General features: G+C 63.6%; 16 protein-coding genes and 1 riboswitch. Of the genes, 12 read left to right on the top strand and 4 right to left on the bottom strand.

What is annotated here, in order from left to right:
* Nucleotides 1-89: 89 nt before the first annotated feature.
* Nucleotides 90-1,028 (bottom strand): LysR family transcriptional regulator, encoded by a 939-nt coding sequence (locus tag AC0WR5_RS10675; protein WP_475863019.1) that lies wholly within the window; start codon nucleotides 1,026-1,028, stop codon nucleotides 90-92.
* 131 nt (nucleotides 1,029-1,159) lie between these two features.
* On the opposite strand from AC0WR5_RS10675, the gene AC0WR5_RS10680 reads away from it, so the two are divergent.
* Nucleotides 1,160-1,645 carry a nucleoside deaminase gene (locus AC0WR5_RS10680; protein WP_475863020.1) on the top strand — a complete coding sequence of 162 codons (486 nt, stop codon included), beginning with the start codon at nucleotides 1,160-1,162 and terminating at the stop codon, nucleotides 1,643-1,645.
* Nucleotides 1,646-1,648: 3 nt separating this feature from the next.
* Here the strand turns inward: AC0WR5_RS10680 and AC0WR5_RS10685 are convergent, their stop codons facing one another.
* On the bottom strand, nucleotides 1,649-2,989 hold the full coding sequence (locus AC0WR5_RS10685) for a carboxylesterase family protein (protein WP_475863021.1): 1,341 nt from the start codon (nucleotides 2,987-2,989) through the stop codon (nucleotides 1,649-1,651).
* A gap of 628 nt (nucleotides 2,990-3,617) precedes the next feature.
* On the opposite strand from AC0WR5_RS10685, the gene AC0WR5_RS10690 reads away from it, so the two are divergent.
* The 4 genes from AC0WR5_RS10690 to AC0WR5_RS10705 are packed head-to-tail and all read left to right on the top strand — an operon-like array spanning nucleotide 3,618 to nucleotide 8,538.
* Nucleotides 3,618-5,045, top strand: a complete 1,428-nt coding sequence (locus AC0WR5_RS10690) for an NAD(P)-binding domain-containing protein (RefSeq protein WP_475863022.1) — start codon at nucleotides 3,618-3,620, stop codon at nucleotides 5,043-5,045.
* Between the two features lie 11 nt (nucleotides 5,046-5,056).
* Nucleotides 5,057-6,088: a questin oxidase family protein gene (locus AC0WR5_RS10695; RefSeq protein WP_475863023.1), complete on the top strand. Its 1,032-nt coding sequence runs from the start codon at nucleotides 5,057-5,059 to the stop codon at nucleotides 6,086-6,088.
* 16 nt (nucleotides 6,089-6,104) lie between these two features.
* Nucleotides 6,105-7,298, top strand: a complete 1,194-nt coding sequence (locus tag AC0WR5_RS10700; protein ID WP_475863024.1) for an amidohydrolase — start codon at nucleotides 6,105-6,107, stop codon at nucleotides 7,296-7,298.
* A gap of 13 nt (nucleotides 7,299-7,311) precedes the next feature.
* Nucleotides 7,312-8,538 (top strand): amidohydrolase family protein, encoded by a 1,227-nt coding sequence (locus AC0WR5_RS10705; RefSeq protein WP_475863025.1) that lies wholly within the window; start codon nucleotides 7,312-7,314, stop codon nucleotides 8,536-8,538.
* 2 nt (nucleotides 8,539-8,540) lie between these two features.
* Here the strand turns inward: AC0WR5_RS10705 and AC0WR5_RS10710 are convergent, their stop codons facing one another.
* Entirely contained in the window at nucleotides 8,541-9,353 is an 813-nt protein-coding gene (locus tag AC0WR5_RS10710; RefSeq protein ID WP_475863026.1) for an SDR family NAD(P)-dependent oxidoreductase, read from the bottom strand.
* Nucleotides 9,354-9,465: 112 nt separating this feature from the next.
* On the opposite strand from AC0WR5_RS10710, the gene AC0WR5_RS10715 reads away from it, so the two are divergent.
* The 7 genes from AC0WR5_RS10715 to AC0WR5_RS10745 all read left to right on the top strand — a co-directional run bounded on the left by AC0WR5_RS10715 (nucleotide 9,466) and on the right by AC0WR5_RS10745 (nucleotide 16,595).
* Nucleotides 9,466-10,305, top strand: coding sequence for a DeoR/GlpR family DNA-binding transcription regulator (locus tag AC0WR5_RS10715; protein ID WP_475863027.1), 840 nt, complete (start codon nucleotides 9,466-9,468; stop codon nucleotides 10,303-10,305).
* A gap of 20 nt (nucleotides 10,306-10,325) precedes the next feature.
* A complete protein-coding gene (locus AC0WR5_RS10720) occupies nucleotides 10,326-11,126 on the top strand; it encodes a BtpA/SgcQ family protein (RefSeq protein WP_475863028.1) in 801 nt (266 codons plus the stop codon).
* A 22-nt stretch (nucleotides 11,127-11,148) separates the two neighbouring features.
* The gene (locus AC0WR5_RS10725; protein WP_475863029.1) at nucleotides 11,149-12,642 is read left to right on the top strand and encodes an FGGY-family carbohydrate kinase; all 1,494 of its coding nucleotides are present in this window, start codon (nucleotides 11,149-11,151) and stop codon (nucleotides 12,640-12,642) included.
* Between the two features lie 263 nt (nucleotides 12,643-12,905).
* Complete coding sequence (locus tag AC0WR5_RS10730; RefSeq protein WP_475863030.1) at nucleotides 12,906-13,976, top strand: ABC transporter substrate-binding protein; 1,071 nt, start codon at nucleotides 12,906-12,908, stop codon at nucleotides 13,974-13,976.
* Entirely contained in the window at nucleotides 13,973-15,034 is a 1,062-nt protein-coding gene (locus AC0WR5_RS10735) for a zinc-binding dehydrogenase (protein WP_475863031.1), read from the top strand. The genes AC0WR5_RS10730 and AC0WR5_RS10735 overlap by 4 nt, the downstream gene beginning before the upstream one ends.
* Complete coding sequence (locus tag AC0WR5_RS10740) at nucleotides 15,019-15,849, top strand: ABC transporter ATP-binding protein (RefSeq protein WP_475863032.1); 831 nt, start codon at nucleotides 15,019-15,021, stop codon at nucleotides 15,847-15,849. Before AC0WR5_RS10735 ends, AC0WR5_RS10740 begins: the two co-directional genes overlap by 16 nt.
* On the top strand, nucleotides 15,846-16,595 hold the full coding sequence (locus tag AC0WR5_RS10745; RefSeq protein WP_475863033.1) for an ABC transporter permease: 750 nt from the start codon (nucleotides 15,846-15,848) through the stop codon (nucleotides 16,593-16,595). The genes AC0WR5_RS10740 and AC0WR5_RS10745 overlap by 4 nt, the downstream gene beginning before the upstream one ends.
* Before the next feature lie 59 nt (nucleotides 16,596-16,654).
* Here AC0WR5_RS10745 and AC0WR5_RS10750 read toward each other — a convergent pair whose 3' ends face one another.
* The gene (locus tag AC0WR5_RS10750; protein WP_475863034.1) at nucleotides 16,655-17,299 is read right to left on the bottom strand and encodes a pyridoxine/pyridoxamine 5'-phosphate oxidase; all 645 of its coding nucleotides are present in this window, start codon (nucleotides 17,297-17,299) and stop codon (nucleotides 16,655-16,657) included.
* 229 nt (nucleotides 17,300-17,528) lie between these two features.
* Nucleotides 17,529-17,698, top strand: a riboswitch (FMN riboswitch).
* The last annotated feature ends 64 nt before the right edge of the window (nucleotides 17,699-17,762 follow it).

Raw genomic sequence — 17,762 nt, forward strand, 5'->3', positions numbered from 1 at the left:
CGATATTCACAATACGCGCATATCCTACGTCTTGCGGCCCCTCTCACAAGCATAGAAATCCGCATGGAGCGTGCGAGAAATAGCAACGCTCAGCCCTGACCGGCGCCCCCTTCAACCAGCCCGCGCGCCATCAGGTGATCGAACCCGCCCCGGATGATGTCGATGAAATCCCGCGCCGCGGGGCTCAGATGGCGGTTCGCCGGCGTCGCGATGCACAGCACCTCCTCGCCGAAATCCCGGTCGGCCACAGGCACGAAGGCCAGGTCGCCGCGCATCAGCTCGGCCTGCACGTCAAAGACCGACAGGATCGCCAGCTGGTGCCCCAGCTTCAGCATCGACTTCATCAATGCCGTGGAATCCGTTGAAATCATTCCCGGAATGCCCACCCCCATCTCCTCGAAGGCACGGTCGATCACGCGCCGGATCCCGAGCGAGGCCGAGGGCCGCACGAACTGGTACTGCAGGCATTCCGACAGCCGCAGGCTCTCGGCCCCGGCCAACGGGTGGTTCGGCGCCATCACGAGGCCGGGCCGTGCCCGCCAGACATGCAGCGCCTCGCCCGCAACCCGTTCCGGAGGGTTGAAAAACAGCGCAAAATCAACGTCCTTCTCCACGATCTTCGCGTAAATACCCTGCGCCATGGAGATCTGCACATCGATCTCCACCAGCGGATTGCGGTCACTCATCTCCTTGATCGCCTGGGGCAGCAGCGCGGTCGCGAAACACTCCATCGCCCCCACGGTCACGGCGCCGCGCCGCTGGCCCTGCAGGTCGCGCAGCTGGCCCTCGATCTGGCGCTGTTCGCGGCTCCAGCGCCGGATGTCGGCCAGCACCCGTTCCCCCGCCGCGGTGGGCCGCACGCCGCGCGGCAGCCGTTCGAACAGCGGCAGCCCCGCCTCTTCCTCCAGCTTCAGGATCTGCCGGTTGATCGCCGAGGCCGAGCGGTTCAGCTGCTCTGCCGCCTGCCGGAACGAGCCTGCCCGCGCCACCACGTCCAGCAATTGCGCCGATTGAGAGAGCAGTTGCATCGAAACCTCCGAAAATATATCCGACCGTTGCAAAATATCGCACGATACGCGCGAAAATGGATGCTTGCGCCGGCAAGGTCCATGACAAAATATCGCGCCGCAACAGCACGCGCACAGAAGAGGACCCAGACGTGACGATTTCCCCCGAGCAGGACGAGGCGCTGCTGCGCCGCACCTTCCAGATCGCCCTCGACGCCATGGCCGAGGGCAGCCACCCCTTCGGCGCGCTGCTGGCCGATGCCGATGGCAACATCCTGATGGAACAGGGAAATGCCTTCGATCCCGACAGCGACATGACCGGCCACGCCGAGCGCGTCCTGATGACCCGCGCCGGCATCGCCTATGGCCCGGAAAAGCTGAAATCCTGCACCATGTACACCTCGGCCGAACCCTGCGCCATGTGCGCGGGCGCCGCCTACTGGGTCGGCCTCGGCCGCGTGGTCTATGGCATGTCCGAGCGTCAGCTGCTTGAAATCACGGGCTCGCACCCGGAAAACCCCACGCTCGACCTGCCCTGTCGCGATGTCTTTGCCGCCGGTCAGCGCGAGATCGAGGTCGTCGGCCCGCTCCTCGCCGAGGAAGCCGCCCAGGCGCACCGCGACTTCTGGGCGCGCTGAGCCTCAGCCGCGCACGAACTCCAACAGCTCCGCCTCCAGCCGGCACGCCAGCGCCGGCGCCACCGGATCGCCCGCCGCCATCGGGAACAGCGCCGGGTCGTGCAGCCCGAAGCGGAACGCCTCGTCAAACCCATGCGCGGCGCCAAACTGCGCGTGGGGCGCGGGCGGCACCCAGTCAAACCGACTCTCGCCCGCCCAGCCGCCCGCCGCGCGCTGCGCCTCTGCCGTCTCATGCGCCGGCCGCTGATAGATCCGGTCGCTCAGGAACAGCTCCTCGCGCCGCGCCAGGCTCTCCTCCGGGTACCAGGCCGCCAGCACCTCATCCGCCCGCGCCCCCTCGTAGAGCCGCACCGTCTCCCTCAGCCGCGCCGCATCCACCGCCGGCATCGCCCCGAGCGCGTACCAGAACCGCGTCTCGTCGCGTGTCGTGGTGAACATCAGCCGCTTGTCGGTCGCCGCCCCCGCCCGGATCGCCTCCATCGGCGGGCGCGCCATCGTCTCGCCCTCCACCACGATGCCCAGGCGCTTGCCCTGCGGGCAGTTCCGCTCGGCCAGGTGCGCCGGGAACATCCGCTTCTGCGCCCTCAGGATCATATCCACCGGCAGCGCCAGAAGCGCCGCCGTATCCCCCGCCGCCACGCCGGTGCGCGCCAGGAAATCGTCACAGATCTCCGCCGCCCGGTCGCGGGAAATCCAGCGGCTGGCATTGCCGCTCATCATCCAGGCGCGGCGAAACAGCCCCGCCGCCTGCGGCACCGCCAGCAGCGCCGTGGTGGTAAAGGCCCCGGAGGACATGCCCACCACCGTCACGTTGTCCGCGTCGCCGCCGAAGGCACCGATGTACCGCTGCACCCATGTCAGCGCCGCCACCAGGTCGAGCAGCCCGCGGTTCGCCCCGGCCAGCTCCGGGAAATGATCGCCCAGGTGCAGATAGCCCAGCACCCCTGTCCGCAGGTTGGGCCGCACCAGCACCACGTCGCCGGCGGCGGCAAATCCCGCCCCGTCGATCGGCGCCGAGAGGGAATTGCCGGTCTCGAAGCCGCCGCCAAAGACATGCACCACCACCGGGCGCTGCCCGCCATCCGCCGCCGGCGTATAGATGTCCAGGTTCAGGCAATCCTCGGCCTGCCCCTGCGCCGGCCGCGCCCCGTTCCAGTCTGCCACCGGCCATTCGATCTGTGGCGCCATGCGCCCATGCGCCCGCGCATCGATCGCGCCCGCCGGGTGCAGCACCCCTGCCGCGCCGAACCGCGCCGCCCGCGCAAAGGGCACCCCGAGAAACGCCTGTGCCGCGCCGCGCGTGACGCCGGTGATCTCCGCCGCTCCGATCCGCACCCGTGCCATCCGTCCTCTCCTTCTTCATCCGGACCCGAGGCCTATCGCGCCACGGCAGCGGACGAAACCCCACCGGTCGGTCCGGCGCGGCCCCGGGCCGGCTCTCCGCCATTTCCGCCCTTCATTAACCACCTCCACGGGGCAATTTCGCACCGTCGCAATACCGACGCGATACCGACGTAATACCGACGTTGGAATCCGGCGTTTTCAGGGGGTTAATCACATTCAACTTACGGAATACCGACGTCGGTTTCCGTCCCGTTTCCGGGGCCTACGGGCGGCCTGTCCCTTCTTCGGAAACGCCTCGCGCTCCCGGTCCAGGCACGCTGTTTTTCCGGGCACTCCTGGCGAAGTGAACATCTTTGCCCCGTTAAAATGTGCTTAACATACGCCTTTCGCCCGGGCAGTCCGAAACCTGCAGGATAAGCGCAATGCCGCAATTCATTGTTTTCCCGTCCAAATCTCGATCCGGCCAAATTCTGGACCTGCATGACCCCGCGCAAACTCGCACAGTTTCAAACATTTTCAAACTTGACACCTCGGGGCGGCTCGGCGCAGGCTGGTTCCCGACCATGGCCACAGCCCGCCCGCGGGCCCGGCTGCCGTGCCCGGTCGAGCATTCAGACAAGAGGCCCTCATGTCAGCCCCTGACGCCGCCCTGACCGCGCTTGAAACCCGTGTGAAAGATGAACTGGAGCGCATAGAAGCGCTTCCGGATCAATGGCTTCCGCCCTTTTCCGGAGATGGTGTTACGGTCACGATCTGCGGCGCCGGCCTCTCTGGCCTGGGCATTGCATTCGGGCTGATGCGGCGCGGCATCCGCGATATTCTCGTCATCGACGCCCGACCCGAGGGCCAGGAGGGCCCATGGGTCACCTCCGCCCGGATGAAGACCCTCCGCTCGCCGAAAACCCTCGCCTCCGTCGATCTCGGCGTGCCCAGCCTGACCATGCGGTCTTGGTACGAGGCGCTCCATGGCGCCGCGGCCTGGGAGGCCCTCGACAAGCCGTCCAAGGAGGACTGGATGGCCTATCTCGGCTGGTTCCGAAAGGTCACGGGCGTGCCGGTGCAGAACCTCACCCGGCTGTCCAACGTAAGCCCCGCCGAGGGCGGCCGCGGCCTGCGCCTGACGCTCGAAACCCCGCAGGGCACGCGGCAGACGCACAGCGACCGCCTGGTGCTCGCCACCGGGATCGACGGCGGCGGCGGCCCCTATATTCCACCTGAAATCAAGGCTTTGCCAGCCGATCTCTATACGCATTCCGCCGACATCGCCGATGACGATCAGCTGCGCGGCAAGGAGATCGTGGTGATCGGTGGCGCCACCTCGAGCTTCGACTGGTCCGTGACCGCGCTCGAGCATGGTGCGGCCCATGTCACACAGCTCGCCCGGGGCGCCGCGCTGCCGCGTACCGAGGTTCTCGCCTGGACGAACTTCCCCGGCTTCCTGGGGCATTTCGCCGATCTGCCCGATGCCACGCGCTGGCGCTTCATCCGCCGTTACTACGACTTCAAGGTGCCGCCGACGCAGGACCAGTACAACCTGGCGCACAGCTATCCCAACTATCGTTTCGTCACCGGCACAAAATCGAACAAATATTCGGTGGAAGACGGGCGCGTGCGCATCGACACTGCCTGTGGCACCTTCCATGCCGATCACCTTCTGCTCGGCACCGGCTACAGCCATTGCCCTGAAATCAGGAAGGAAATCCACCCGCTGCTCTCTCACGCCGCGACCTGGGGCGAAACCTACACCCCCGGCGAGGAGGAGCAGGACGCGGCTCTCGCCGCACATCCCTATCTCGACCACGGGTTCGAGCTCACACCGCGGGGCCCGGACGATGGCTGGGTGTCGCGCGTGCATGTCTTCAACGCCGCCGCGGTGCCCAGCCTGGGCCCGGTCTGCAACGGGATCACCGGCCTGAAATACGGCGTCCCCCGCCTCGTCGACGCCCTCGTCGGCCATCTCTTCTGCGACAACGCCGAAATTTTCTTCGAGAATCTAGACAATTACGACGAAAAGCACTTTGATCCGCTAGGCTATGCGGATCGCGAAAATGCCTGAGAGGAGGCAAGATGCACCCTCGTGACGACAGTGAGCTCTACCGGGCCGTCAGGGCCCGCGCCAAGGCGGATTCCGTTGAATTCCCTCAGTTTCTAGCCAACCACGCCCCAATGGTGCTGGTGGCAATGCGTCAGATGGGCGCCAGTGCCGCGCGCATCGAGGAATGGTATCAAACCTACAACCACGCGCACCCGCTGCCCCCGCAACCGCCGGCCATTGCCCCGCTGTCCGTCGAAACATGGCAGAACATCCTGGGAGATCGCAGCCGCGAGCGCGATGCCCGAACTTTCTTCGTCGCCGAGGCAAACCGCCTCGGGATCGACGGCGCCCTGCGCACCTATGTTCCGCAACTCGCGCCCTACATGGCCGCAAGTGCCATTCACCCTCTCATGCGCATCGCATATGCCCTAATCGACGAGGACGTCGAAGATGTCGGCCACGCCCTGGGCTATTGGGCGGCCTGCGCCCTGCCCGTTCCCATGTGCGACAGTGACACGAAGAAGACGTCAGATCCAATTGATATCGTTTCTGAAATTCCTTCCCTTCCCGGTGTTAAGAGCTATGAGGTCGAGATCGATCTGCTCTGGCATCACATCCGCGCCGTCACCCAGGCCGAGGGCTTTCCAGCGCTCGCCGGGCGGCTTGAAATGACCTCGGAAACGCCCTGTCGCATGGCGGCTCTGTCGCTCGCACTCTTCGCCGGCACGATGGATTTCTGCGCGCTGCACGCGGTCACCGGCTTTCACTGGCTCCGCCTGATGCGGCCGCATCTCGACGATCCGGACGCCCTCTACCCGGTCCTCTGGGCGATCATCGCCGCTCTGATCCCCAAGATCGGTTTCCCCGAATTGCCGACAAAGGAGGCATTGGACGCCATGCGCCAGGTTCCAGCTCCCGATTGGCCCGAAATTTTCGCCAAAGCCTGCGCCTCTTCCGATGAACATGACATCAGCCTGACATTCTCGGCCCACCAGGAAAACCAGATCTGGCCCGATCCGCTCTATCGTGTCGTTGCCGCACGCCGGGTCGGCCTGATCAACTAGAACAGGAAGCCCCCGCATGCGCGCCACGCCCGATCTGCTGATCCGCAATGTCACCCATCCGGACCTCGGCCAGACAGACGTTCTCATCCAGGCCGGAACAATCGCCGAAGTCGGTAGCGCCCTCTCTGCCCCGCAGGGCGCCGAAATCATCGACGCAACCGGTCGCCTGCTGTTGCCCGCGCTTGTCGATGGTCACATCCACCTCGACAAGACGTTGATGGGCCTTCCGTTCATTCCGCATATTCCCGGGGCCAGCGTGGCCGAGCGCATCGCTGCAGAGCGGAAGTTGCGCCGCGAGCTGAACAGCCCGGTGGAACTGAGAGGCGGCGCCCTGCTCGAACGGCTGGCCACCCTCGGCACGGTGGCCGTCCGCAGCCACGTGGACATTGATCCCGAGATCGGCCTCGCCGGTCTCGAAGCTGTCTTGTCGCTGCGCGAGAGCCATGGTCACCTCGTCGACATCCAGACCGTGGCCTTTCCACAGTCAGGGGTAGTGACAGAGCCCGGCACAGCCGAGCTGCTCGATGCCGCTGCCGAGGCGGGCGTCGACCTGATCGGGGGGCTGGACCCCGCCGGAATCGATGGCGACGTCAGCGGGCACCTCAACGCGATTTTTGCCGTGGCCGAGAAATACGGCATTGGCCTGGATATCCACCTCCATGACGCCGGAGAACTCGGCGCGCACGAACTTCAGCAGATCGCCCTGCGCACCCGGGCCGCCGGCCTTCAGGGCAGTGTCAACGTCAGCCACGCCTTCTGCCTGGGCGCCCTGGATGCCGCCACCTTTGGCCGCACGGCCGATGCCCTGGCAGAGGCCGGCGTCTCGATCATGACCTCGGCCCCGGGGGCGGTGCCGATGCCACCGGTCAAGCCTCTGGTGGCCGCGGGCGTCCGCGTCTTTGCCGCCAACGACAATATCCGGGATGCCTGGTCTCCCTTCGGCAACGGCGACCTGATCGAACGCGCCGGAATCCTCTGTGATCGTCAGGACTTCCGCTCCGACGAGGATCTCTCGCAGGCGCTGGATCTGGTCTCCATCCACCCGGCCGAAATCCTGGGCCGCGCGCCCGTCACGCTGCTCAAGGGGAGCCCAGCGGACCTGCTCCTCTTGCCGGCCACCAGCCGCGCAGAAGCCGTGGCCACGCGTCCGCTCGACCGGATCACGATCAAGGCGGGCCGCGTGACCGCGCGCAGCGGCGCCCTCGCCTGAAAGGACCTCCCTCATGCACCCCGATCTGCTGATACGAAACGCCGTGCTGCCCGGTGCATCGCGCCCTACCGACATCGCTGTTCAGGGAGGACGAATTGCCGAGATCGGGCCGAGCATCACCGTTCCGCACGACACCGAAATCCACGACGCTGCGGGCCGCCTTGCCTGTGCAGGACTGATCGAAACGCATATCCACCTCGACAAGGCCGGTATCATCCATCGGTGCGCCATGTGTGAAGGCACCCTCGCCGAGGCGGTCAGCGAAACCGCCAGGGCAAAGGCGGGATTTACCGAAGAAGACGTTTATCTGCGCGCCGAGACGGTTCTGCGACAAGCGATCAGCCATGGCACGACCCGCATCCGCTCGTTCGTCGAGATCGACCCGCGCGCCGGGTTTCGCAGTTTCGACGCACTGCTCCGCCTCAAGGCAGATTATGCGCACCTCATCACACTGGAACTTTGCGCCTTTGCGCAGGAAGGCCTGACCAACGATCCCGAAACGCTGCCGATGCTCGATGCGGCGCTCGCCCGGGGCGCCGATCTCGTCGGCGGATGTCCCTACACCGACCCCGACCCGCGAGCGCATGTTGCGCAGATCTTTGATCTCGCGCTGAAATACGACGTTGCGGTCGATTTTCACATCGATTTCGACCTGAGCCCCGAGGGGTCGAACCTGCACCATGTCATCCGCGAGACCGAAGTACGCGGCTGGGGCGGTCGCACCTCCATCGGCCATGTGACCAAGCTCTCGGCCCTCCCTCCCGCCGAACGCAGCGAACAGGCGCGCCGGCTGGCAGACGCCGGGATCGCCCTCACCGTGCTGCCGGCCACCGATCTCTTCCTGCTCGGTCGCGACACGGACCGACTCGAGCCGCGCGGGATGCTGGCGGCGCACCGTTTGGCCAAAACCGGTTTGCTTGCCACCCTTTCAACAAACAACGTGCTGAACCCCTTCACCCCATTCGGAGACAGTTCGCTCATGCGCATGGCGAACCTCTATGCCAATATCGCACAGGCCGGCACACCGGACGAATTGTCCGAAGTTTTCTCGATGATCACAGACAAGGCCGCACGGCTGAGCAACATGTCGGACTACGGGATCGCCGTGGGCAATCCCGCGGATATCGTCATTTTCGAATCCGAGAGCGAGACCGCCGCCGTTGCCACCGTGGCTCAGGCGCGGACCGGCTTCAAGGCAGGCCGAAAGAGCTTTGAGCGCCCCCTGCCCACCGTTTTCTGATCTCAAGTCATATAGACGCCACCGGTCACGTTCAGCGCCTGACCGGTCATGAAGCGGGCCCCATCGGAACAGAGAAAGACCACCACGCCCGCGACATCTTCGGCGGTCTCGATCCGGCCGAGTGGCGTCTGTGCAATGTAGTCCTGTTCAACTTCCTCGGGCGTCATCTTGCGCAACTCCGCTTCCCATGCGATCTCGCGCTCCTGCATCGAGGTACGAACGAAACCGGGGCAGACCGCATTCACGCGGATGCCGTGCGGCGCCATCTCCTTGGCCAGTGCCTGCGTCCAGCCGACAACGGCAAACTTCGAGGCAGAGTAATGCGCCAGAAGCGGCGCGCCGACCTTGGCAGCCAGAGAGGCCGTATTGACGATCACACCCTTGCCCTGCTTGACGAAATGCCGTGCCACGATCTGGTCTGTAAGGAAGACGCCACGCGCGTTGACGTCCATGTTGAAGGCCCAATCCTCATCCGTCAACTCCAGCGCCGGGCGCATTGTCGATACGCCGGCATTCGCCACCAGAACTTCGACGGACCCCATCCGTTCCAATGCTGCGGCGAAGGCCGCCTCGACCGACTCACGCTCGCGCACATCCACGCCGACACCGAAATGCGCCCCTCCGAATTCCTCGCTGAGTGCTGCGGCCGCTAAATCGGCCGCCCCCTCGTTCAAATCGGCGATCGTGACGACGATTCCCTGTGCTGCAAGCGCCCGCGCAATGGCCAGACCTATCCCACCGGCCGCGCCGGTGACGAATGCAGTCTTTCCCGCCAGGCCGGGATATGTCTGAATGGCGAGATCATGCGGTGACATAGCGAACTCCTCTTTTCATCAAACAAACAAATTCAAACACGTTTCGCAACGAATTTGTTTGCTTTGCGTCAATTATGTCGATAGGGCTTCAAACTGAACAGGGCTGGAAACCATGACGGAAAATACGGCAGAGACGGAAAACACGGCACGTGGCGGGCGAAGCAGGATACCAGCCCAGGCAAGACTTGCCGCGATCCTCGACAGGCTGCACACAGGCGGCTCTGTGACCGTCGCGGATATTGCCCGTGATTTCAATGTTTCCGACATGACTGTCCGGCGGGACCTGGCGGAGCTTGAAAACGAGGGACTGCTGGAACGGGTCCACGGTGGCGCCGTCCCCCTCGCGGGCGGGCCATTAACCCTGATGGACGACGTCGAACCGGACTTCGGTGAGCGCACCGAACACAACCGAACGAGCAAGGAATCCATCGCACAGGAAGCCGCCCGCGTGGTCTCACGTTATCGCACAATTGCGATGGACGTCGGCACCACCACCCTTCAGGCCGCGCAATACCTCGAAGGCCTGAGCCGCAAGCGGATATTCACGAACAGCCTGCGCATCGCCGACGCGCTTTCGCGAAGTGCGAACGAGGTCTACGTGCCCGGTGGCCGCATCCGTCCCGACGAAATGTCGATCATTGGCCCCATCGCTGTCGAGCAATTCTCGAACCTATATTTTGATGTCGCACTGCTCGGCGCATCGGGCCTGACGGCTGATGGCTTCTACGACTACTCGATGGAGGAAGGAGAGCTGAAGCGCATCTATGTCGAACGGTCCGCCGTCAAGATCGTGCTATGCGACGCTTCCAAGTTCCGCCGGATGTCCCTGATCTGCTTTTCCGAGCTCAAGGACATCTCGATGGTGATTACCGACGCCCCGCCGCCGCCCGACATTGCCCAGGCGCTTGCGGCGGCGCGCGTCGACGTCCGCATCGCCGGCACCGCCGGCTGACCTACCCCCAGGAGATACCTATGCCCTTCGACTTCTTCGGCGAAAAATCCAAGGCGGTCATCGCCATGGCCCATATCGGTGCCCTGCCTGGCGCTCCGCTCTACGACCCGGACCGCGGCATGGATGGGCTGATCGAAGACGTCATAAAGGATATCGAGGCCCTGCAAGTTGGCGGCGTCGACGCCATCATGTTCGGCAACGAGAACGACCGTCCCTACCTGCTCAAGTCCACCCCCGAGAGTCTGGCCGCCATGACCGCCGTCGTCACCGCTGTCAAGCCGCTGCTCAAGGTGCCTTTCGGCGTGAACTACCTGTGGGACCCGGTTGGCACGATCGCGCTCGGCGTTGCCACCGGCGCAAGTTTCGTGCGCGAGATCTTCACCGGCGTCTTTGCTTCCGACATGGGCGTCTGGGAGCCCGATTGTGCCGGGGCCGCCCGCCTGCGCGCCAACCTCGGCCGCAAGGACATGAAGATGCTCTTCAACATCAACGCAGAATTCGCACATTCGCTCGACCGCCGACCGATCGAGCTGCGCGCCAAATCCGCGGTATTCTCCTCGGTCGCGGATGCAATCCTCGTCTCGGGACCGATTACCGGCCAACCGGCAGATCAGTCCGACCTGCGCAAGGTCTGCGAGACGATCACGGATGTCCCCGTCTTTGCCAATACCGGCGTCAATATTGACAACGTCACGGATGTCATGTCCGTCGCCAGCGGCTGCGTGATCGGCACCCATTTCAAGGTTGATGGCGATACCTGGAACGCAGTTGACGCGGATCGTGTCAAGCGCTTCATGGATAAGGTCGGCAGCCTGCGCTGATCCCGCCGACAGGAGCGACAAGATGACCGTCTTCCTCGGCCTCGACATCGGCACGACTTCGACTATCGGCATCCTGATCCGGCTTCCGGATCAGATCCTTGCCACAGCCAGCCGCCCGGTCACCCTGCATTCCGACCATCCCGGCTGGGCCGAGGAGGATCCAGAGGAATGGTGGCGCAATACCTGCGCCATCGTGCCCGAACTGCTCAGGGCCTCCGGCTGCCAGTCCGCGGAGATAAGAGGTGTCGGCGTGACCGGCATGCTGCCTGCCGTGGTTCTCCTCGACCAGGATGACCGGCTGATCCGCAGGTCGATCCAGCAGAGCGATGGCCGTTGTGGCCGCCAGGTCGAGCAAATGCGGCGCGAAATCGATGAAGCGGCGTTCCTTGCCCGCGCCGGCAACGGTGTAAACCAGCAGCTTGTGGGCGCCAAGCTGCGCTGGCTTGCTGCACACGAACCCGAGGCACATGCGCGGATCCACACCGTGTTTGGGTCGTACGACTTCATCAACTGGCGCCTGACGGGCAAGAAGGCCATAGAACAGAACTGGGCCCTCGAGGCGGGGCTGGTCGATGTCACGCGCGGTGTTCTCGATCCAGAGCTGGCGCGCATGACCGGCGTGCCCGAACAGGCCGTGCCAACCAAGATTGCCTCCGAACAGATCCTGGGCACCGTCACCGAAGAAGCGGCTTACGCGACCGGGCTGGCCGCAGGCACGCCTGTCATCGGCGGCGCTGCAGACATGATCGCCTCCGCCTTTACTGCAGGCATTCGGGAGCCTGGCGATGTCCTGCTCAAGTTCGGCGGCGCTGTCGACGTGCTGACTGTAACGGATCGTGTCGCGCCGGACGAACGGCTCTACCTCGATTACCACCTGATCCCAGGCCTGTTCATGCCCAATGGCTGCATGTCCACGGGCGGGTCCATGTTGAACTGGTTCATTCGGACCTTCGCGGCGGGGCGTGCTGTAGAGGCGCCGGATGGCAACCTGCATGCCTGGCTCGACGGGCTTGCCGAACAGGTCCCCGCAGGCAGCGGAGATCTCCTTGTCCTGCCCTATTTCCTGGGGGAAAAGACACCGATCCACGATCCTGCTGCTCGAGGCGTCATCGAGGGGCTGACGCTCAGTCACACCCTCGGCCATCTCTGGCGTGCCGTCCTGGAGGCCTACGCCTTCGCCCTCCGCCACCATGTCGACGTGCTGCGGGACATGGGCCATCCGGTCAGCCGGTACACCGCCTCGGATGGCGGCGCGGTCAGCGATGTCTGGATGCAGATAATGGCCGATGTGTTGCAGGCGCCGGTCCGGCGGCTGGGCCACAACCCGGGATCCTGTCTCGGCGCGGCCTGGACCTCGGCGGTCGGTACAGGGCATGCGGATTGGGACGGTATCGAGGCCTTTGCCGCTGAATCCGGTACGCTGCACCCCGATCCCGCGAAGGCCGAAACCTATGATCGCGCCTATGCGCGCTTTCGGGACCTCTATCTGCGGCTGAGGGACTTCCACGCCGCTTGAGGTGTAGCCCCGATGCTACTTTTTACGCAAAGGAACATCCATAACCGCATTCCAAACACGCAATGTTTGAAAATGGTAGGTTCGCGCACAATTTACGTTCGAAAATGTTGCGGATGGCGAGTCGGATGGTACTCTGCTGGGGTCCTGACTGGGCCTATGAAGCTGACCGGCCACCCCCCATGACGCCTTCGCATGGTACCAAGAAACACCGTGCCAGACAGGTGAATAACAAAGTTCAACAGGGTTAATAGGAGACCGCCCTCATGACCGCCCGAATTTCCGCCTCCCGTACCGGACTTGCGCTCGCCCTTGCCGGCGTGCTGCCACTCACCGCCGTTCCGGCCTCGGCCCAGGCAATCAGCGACGAACGCTGCCAGGCCAACAAGGATGCCGGCGAAATCACCTTTCTGACGTCCTTCGCCTATGCCGCGTCGCACGGCATTCTCGATGTCCTGGCTGCAGACAAACTTGGCCTCTTCGACGAGCTATGCCTCGATGTCACGATCCAGCCCGGTGGCACCAATACCCAGCTGGTTTCGGCCGGCACGGCCCAGCTCGCCGGCATCGGTGGCCCCTCCGACACCATGGTGGCCATCGACAACGGAGCCGAAATCGTGGGCATTGCGACATATGGCAACGTCGGCGCCATCGAACTGATCACCATGGCAGACAGCGGCATCGAGAGCCTCGCGGATTTCTCCGGCAAGACCGTCGGCTACAAGGGCGCGGTAGCGCCGCAATTTTCAGCCATGTTCCAGGACAACGGCGTGGATCCGCAATCGATCAACTGGGTTTCCGTTGGCTATGACCCGACGATCCTGCCCAACGGCCAGGTCGAAGGCCTGGGCGCCTACAAGTCGAACGAGCCCCGCGCGCTCGAGGCCCAGGGCTATGATGTCGTCGAATGGGACCCGAATGATTACGGCATCAAGTCTGCCTTCAACACCCAGATTGCAAACACCGAGTTCGCAGAGGCCCATCCGACCGCGATCGAGGATTTCCTGCGCGCCTCCTTCAAGGCCATGAACTGGATGAACGAGGACGAGGCAAATCTTGACCAGGCGCTCGGCTGGGCAGCCGAACTCTCGACCGCCGGCTATGACATTCCGTCCAGCAAGGCCCGCTGGCAGACCGAAGTGTCCCTGATCGACGGCAGTCAGCCCGAGGGCATGGGTTTCGGCATGCAGAGCGCCGAACAATGGCAGCCGGAAGCCGACATGCTGGTGCGTTACGGTCTGGTGAAATCCGAGCCCGACGTCAACACCGCCATGAGCACCGCCTATATCGACGCCATTTACGACGACAGTGGCAACCTGATTTGGCCGGGTGAGTGAGCGACACGATGAAAGCCTGGGTACAGGAAGCATTTGGCGGGCCTGAGGTCCGCCATCTTCGCGAAATTCCGACCCCCGTGCCGGGGGAAGATGAGGTTCTGGTAAAGGTAGCAGCCGTTGCGCTGAACCGTCTCGATATCCTGCAACGTCACGAAGCAGTCGTGGGAACATTCCACCTGCCCCACATCGGCGGCATGGATGTTGCAGGCACGGTCATCGACGCGGGCGGTGCCGCGGGCCAGGCCCTTATTGGCAAGCCTGTGGTGCTCGACCCTGTGGTGACCTGCCAGACGTGTGATTTCTGCAAGGCGAACATGCCGATGTTTTGTCGCGATCTGCGCACCATCGGCTCCAGCCGAGAGGGTGGGCTGGCAGAATACGTGGCGGTGCCGGCCCGCAATTGCCACGTGGTCAACGACTGTGCGATCCCTCTCGAAGAGCTCGCCTGTGTTCCCGTCGCTTCGGTGACCGCCTGGCACGGATTGCTCGGCGCAGGTCAGATCAAGGCAGGTGAAACCATCGTCGTGCCGGGTGCAGGCTCGGGCCTCGGCGCGGCCGGGATCCAGATCGCCAAGAGTCGGGGCTGCAACGTGATCACCCTCGTGGCCGGCGCCGAAAAGGCCGAGAAGGCCCGGGCCCTGCCGCAGGCGCAAAGGGCCGATCTCGTGATCGACCGCAAGGCAGAGGACTGGGTCGCGGCCGTGCGCGCACATACGCGCGGCGCGGGCGCAGACATGGTGTGGGATCACGTCGGTGGCCCCTTCCTGCAACAGGCCATCGACGCACTCCGCATCGGCGGGCGGGTCATCATGTCCGGCACCACGGCAGGCAACAGTTCGACCATAACGAACACCTCGCTGTTTCACTGGGGCAAGAGCATCATCGGTCATGGCGGCTATTCCAGAGAGGAAATGGCTGACACCATCGACACTTACGCGCGCGGCGAGCTGAACCTTGTGCTGGACAGCCGGTGGAGTTTCGACGATGTCCTGAAGGCAGAGGCCCGACTGGAATCCGGAGACTTTTTCGGGAAGGTCCTCGTATGCTTGACCGACTGACCCCAAAGGCGAAACCGCAGCAATCCTCCATGATCGTGATGCACAACATCTCGAAGACCTTCACGCGCGGCGAGACCGAAGTGCGTGCGCTGGTCGACGTGAACACGACATTCCGCGAAGGTGAGTTCATCACGCTCTTCGGGCCATCGGGCTGTGGCAAGACGACCCTGCTGCGCATCATCGCGGGCCTCGAGAAGCAAACCGAAGGCGAGATTTCCCTCTTCGGCGACAGCCCGGTTCACGCCTCGCGCCTGAAGAACATCGCATGGGTCCCGCAGAGCTCTGCGCTACTGCCCTGGCTGTCCATCCGGCGCAACGTCCTTCTGTCCGAATTCGTCAATCGGCGTGCAGACCGAAACCCCGGCAGCAAGCGCAAGTGCGAAGACCCAGACACGGTGCTGGCCGAGCTCGGCCTGGGTGACTTTGCCGATGCCCGGCCCGCCCAACTCTCCGGCGGCATGCGCCAACGCGCGGCGATCGCCCGCGGTTTCGTGCAGGGGGCACCCCTGATGCTGATGGACGAACCCTTCTCTGCCCTCGACGAACTTACGCGGGATTCAATCCGCTTGCGCCTGCTGCAAGTCTGGGAAAAGCACCGCAAGACTGTGGTTTTCGTGACCCACTCGGCCTTCGAGGCGGTGATGCTCTCCGACCGTGTCGTCGTCATGACCCCGAGGCCCGGCCGCATTCATAGCATCGTCGACATCGATCTGCCCCGCCCGCGCACCCGCGACGTGCTCGAGAGCCGTGCCTTCGAGGACAAGGTCCGGGAGGTCAAGCAGGTGCTGCGCGATGGTTGGGAGCACGACGAATGAGCCGCGTTGTGACGCGACAGAACATCCTGCGCCTGATCGCACCTGTCGTGATGTTCGGGGCACTATTCCTCGGCTGGCAATGGATCGCGCTTAACTTCAAGAGCATCCTGCCGCCGTTTGGCGACATCATACTTGAGTTCGCCGGGCGACCGGAGTTCTACTTCTCCAACCTCTGGATCACCATCCAGGCGGCATTGATCGGCTTTGCATTCGGTTGCGTGATTGCGATTTTCCTGTCGATCTTGATGATCTACTTCGACTTCCTGCGCGCCGGGATCATTCCCGTGGCGCTCCTGCTGAATGTCACGCCGATCGTCGCCATCTCTCCGGCACTGATCGTGGCGTTCGGCTTCAATGCCGTACCGCATATCATCGTCGCGGGCCTTGCCGCCTTCTTCCCGATGCTGATCAACTCGATGGCCGGCCTCAGCAAAGTCGACAGGGAAACCCTCGACGTCTTCAATGCCATGTCCGCCTCGCGCACCGAGATCTTCTATCGCCTGCGCTTGCCCGGCAGCCTACCTTACCTTTTCTCCGGTGCAAAACTCGCGATCACCGCCGCCATGGTCGGCTCGATCGTCTCGGAATTCATGGGCACTTCCAAGGGGATTGGCGCCACGATTGTCATGGCTACCACCTATCTGAACCTCAATCAGATGTGGGTCGCGATCTTCGTTTCGGCGATCTCGTCTTTGGTGCTGATCGGCCTGGTTTCGCTCTGCGAAAGGCTGTTGATCCGGTGGTAGGTTACTTGCAACCGCCCCTCGCCGCAATCTGAACGGGCCGCCTAAACGGCCCGCTTTCCTTAAGCCTGGATCATTCCATGGCTCCAGTGTCCGTCTTCCATACGATAGTGAATGCGTCTGTTCATCGCCTCTGGATGGCCTTCCCAGAATGTCATCTCGTCGGGGCGGATCCGGTACCATTTCCAGTAGTCAGGGCGCGGGATCGGGGCATCCCCTTCCGCCAGCTCACGAAACGCAGCAAGATGGGCGGCTTCGTCCGGCATTGGCTTGCCATGAAAGGAAACCGTCCGCGCCGCCTGAACGCCACGTGTGTCCTCGTTGAAACGGCGATCGTTCTCCTCGTCGGCTGCGATCTCGATGGACCCAGAGAAATTCACCGACTGGGCGGTTTCGCGCCAGTAGAGCGAGACCGCTGCACGACCGGTTTCCAGCATTTCCATGCCCTTGCGGCTGCCGAAATTGGTGGTGAAGAGCGTCGTATCCTGTTCCACCGCCAGCAGCTGCACCGTTCGGCTGGAGACATGCCCTTTCAGATCCGAGGTCGCAAGGGTCACGAACATTGGCTCGACCGCCTCGATCTTCAGGATGTGGTCCACCCATCTTTCCAGCAGTCTCAGCGGGTTCGCCGGCGCCGTTGCCATGTCGAGCGGCTCCGCACCAGCCGCCAACGCGGGAAAGACGTTCGTGGTTCTCAGACTTGTCATCTTCATTGCTCCTCTGCATCTGTCATCCGCGCCACCGGGCCGGCGGTCGTCACCTCGCCTTACCATGATCGATTATGTTCGTTAAGGTTCATATTTGTTTGATTTAACGCAAAAGCTGTACCCGTGCGGCCGGCGCCTCATTCTTCATCCCTTCACATGAACTGTGCGCGGATGGCCTGTCTTTCTGCCATGCGGCCCATTGCCTCTGCCGATTTGATGGATATGTTTCACATGTCTTCGGGGCGGGGTGGAATTCCCCACCGGCGGTAGGCAGCATGGCCGATCACGTCATGGTCACGGCTGCAAGTCCGCGAGCGCCTGGGTCGAAAGATTCAGGGTCGAGCTGATCTGGTCAGAATCCAGAACCGACGGTCATAGTCCGGATGAAAGAAGACGCGGACCCTGCCCAGTCTCCGACCGGGCGGGCCCGTGGTTCCCTGGAGCGCCCTTTTGACGTATGAAA

The sequence above is a fragment of the Pseudooceanicola sp. DL12 genome, assembly GCF_056270665.1.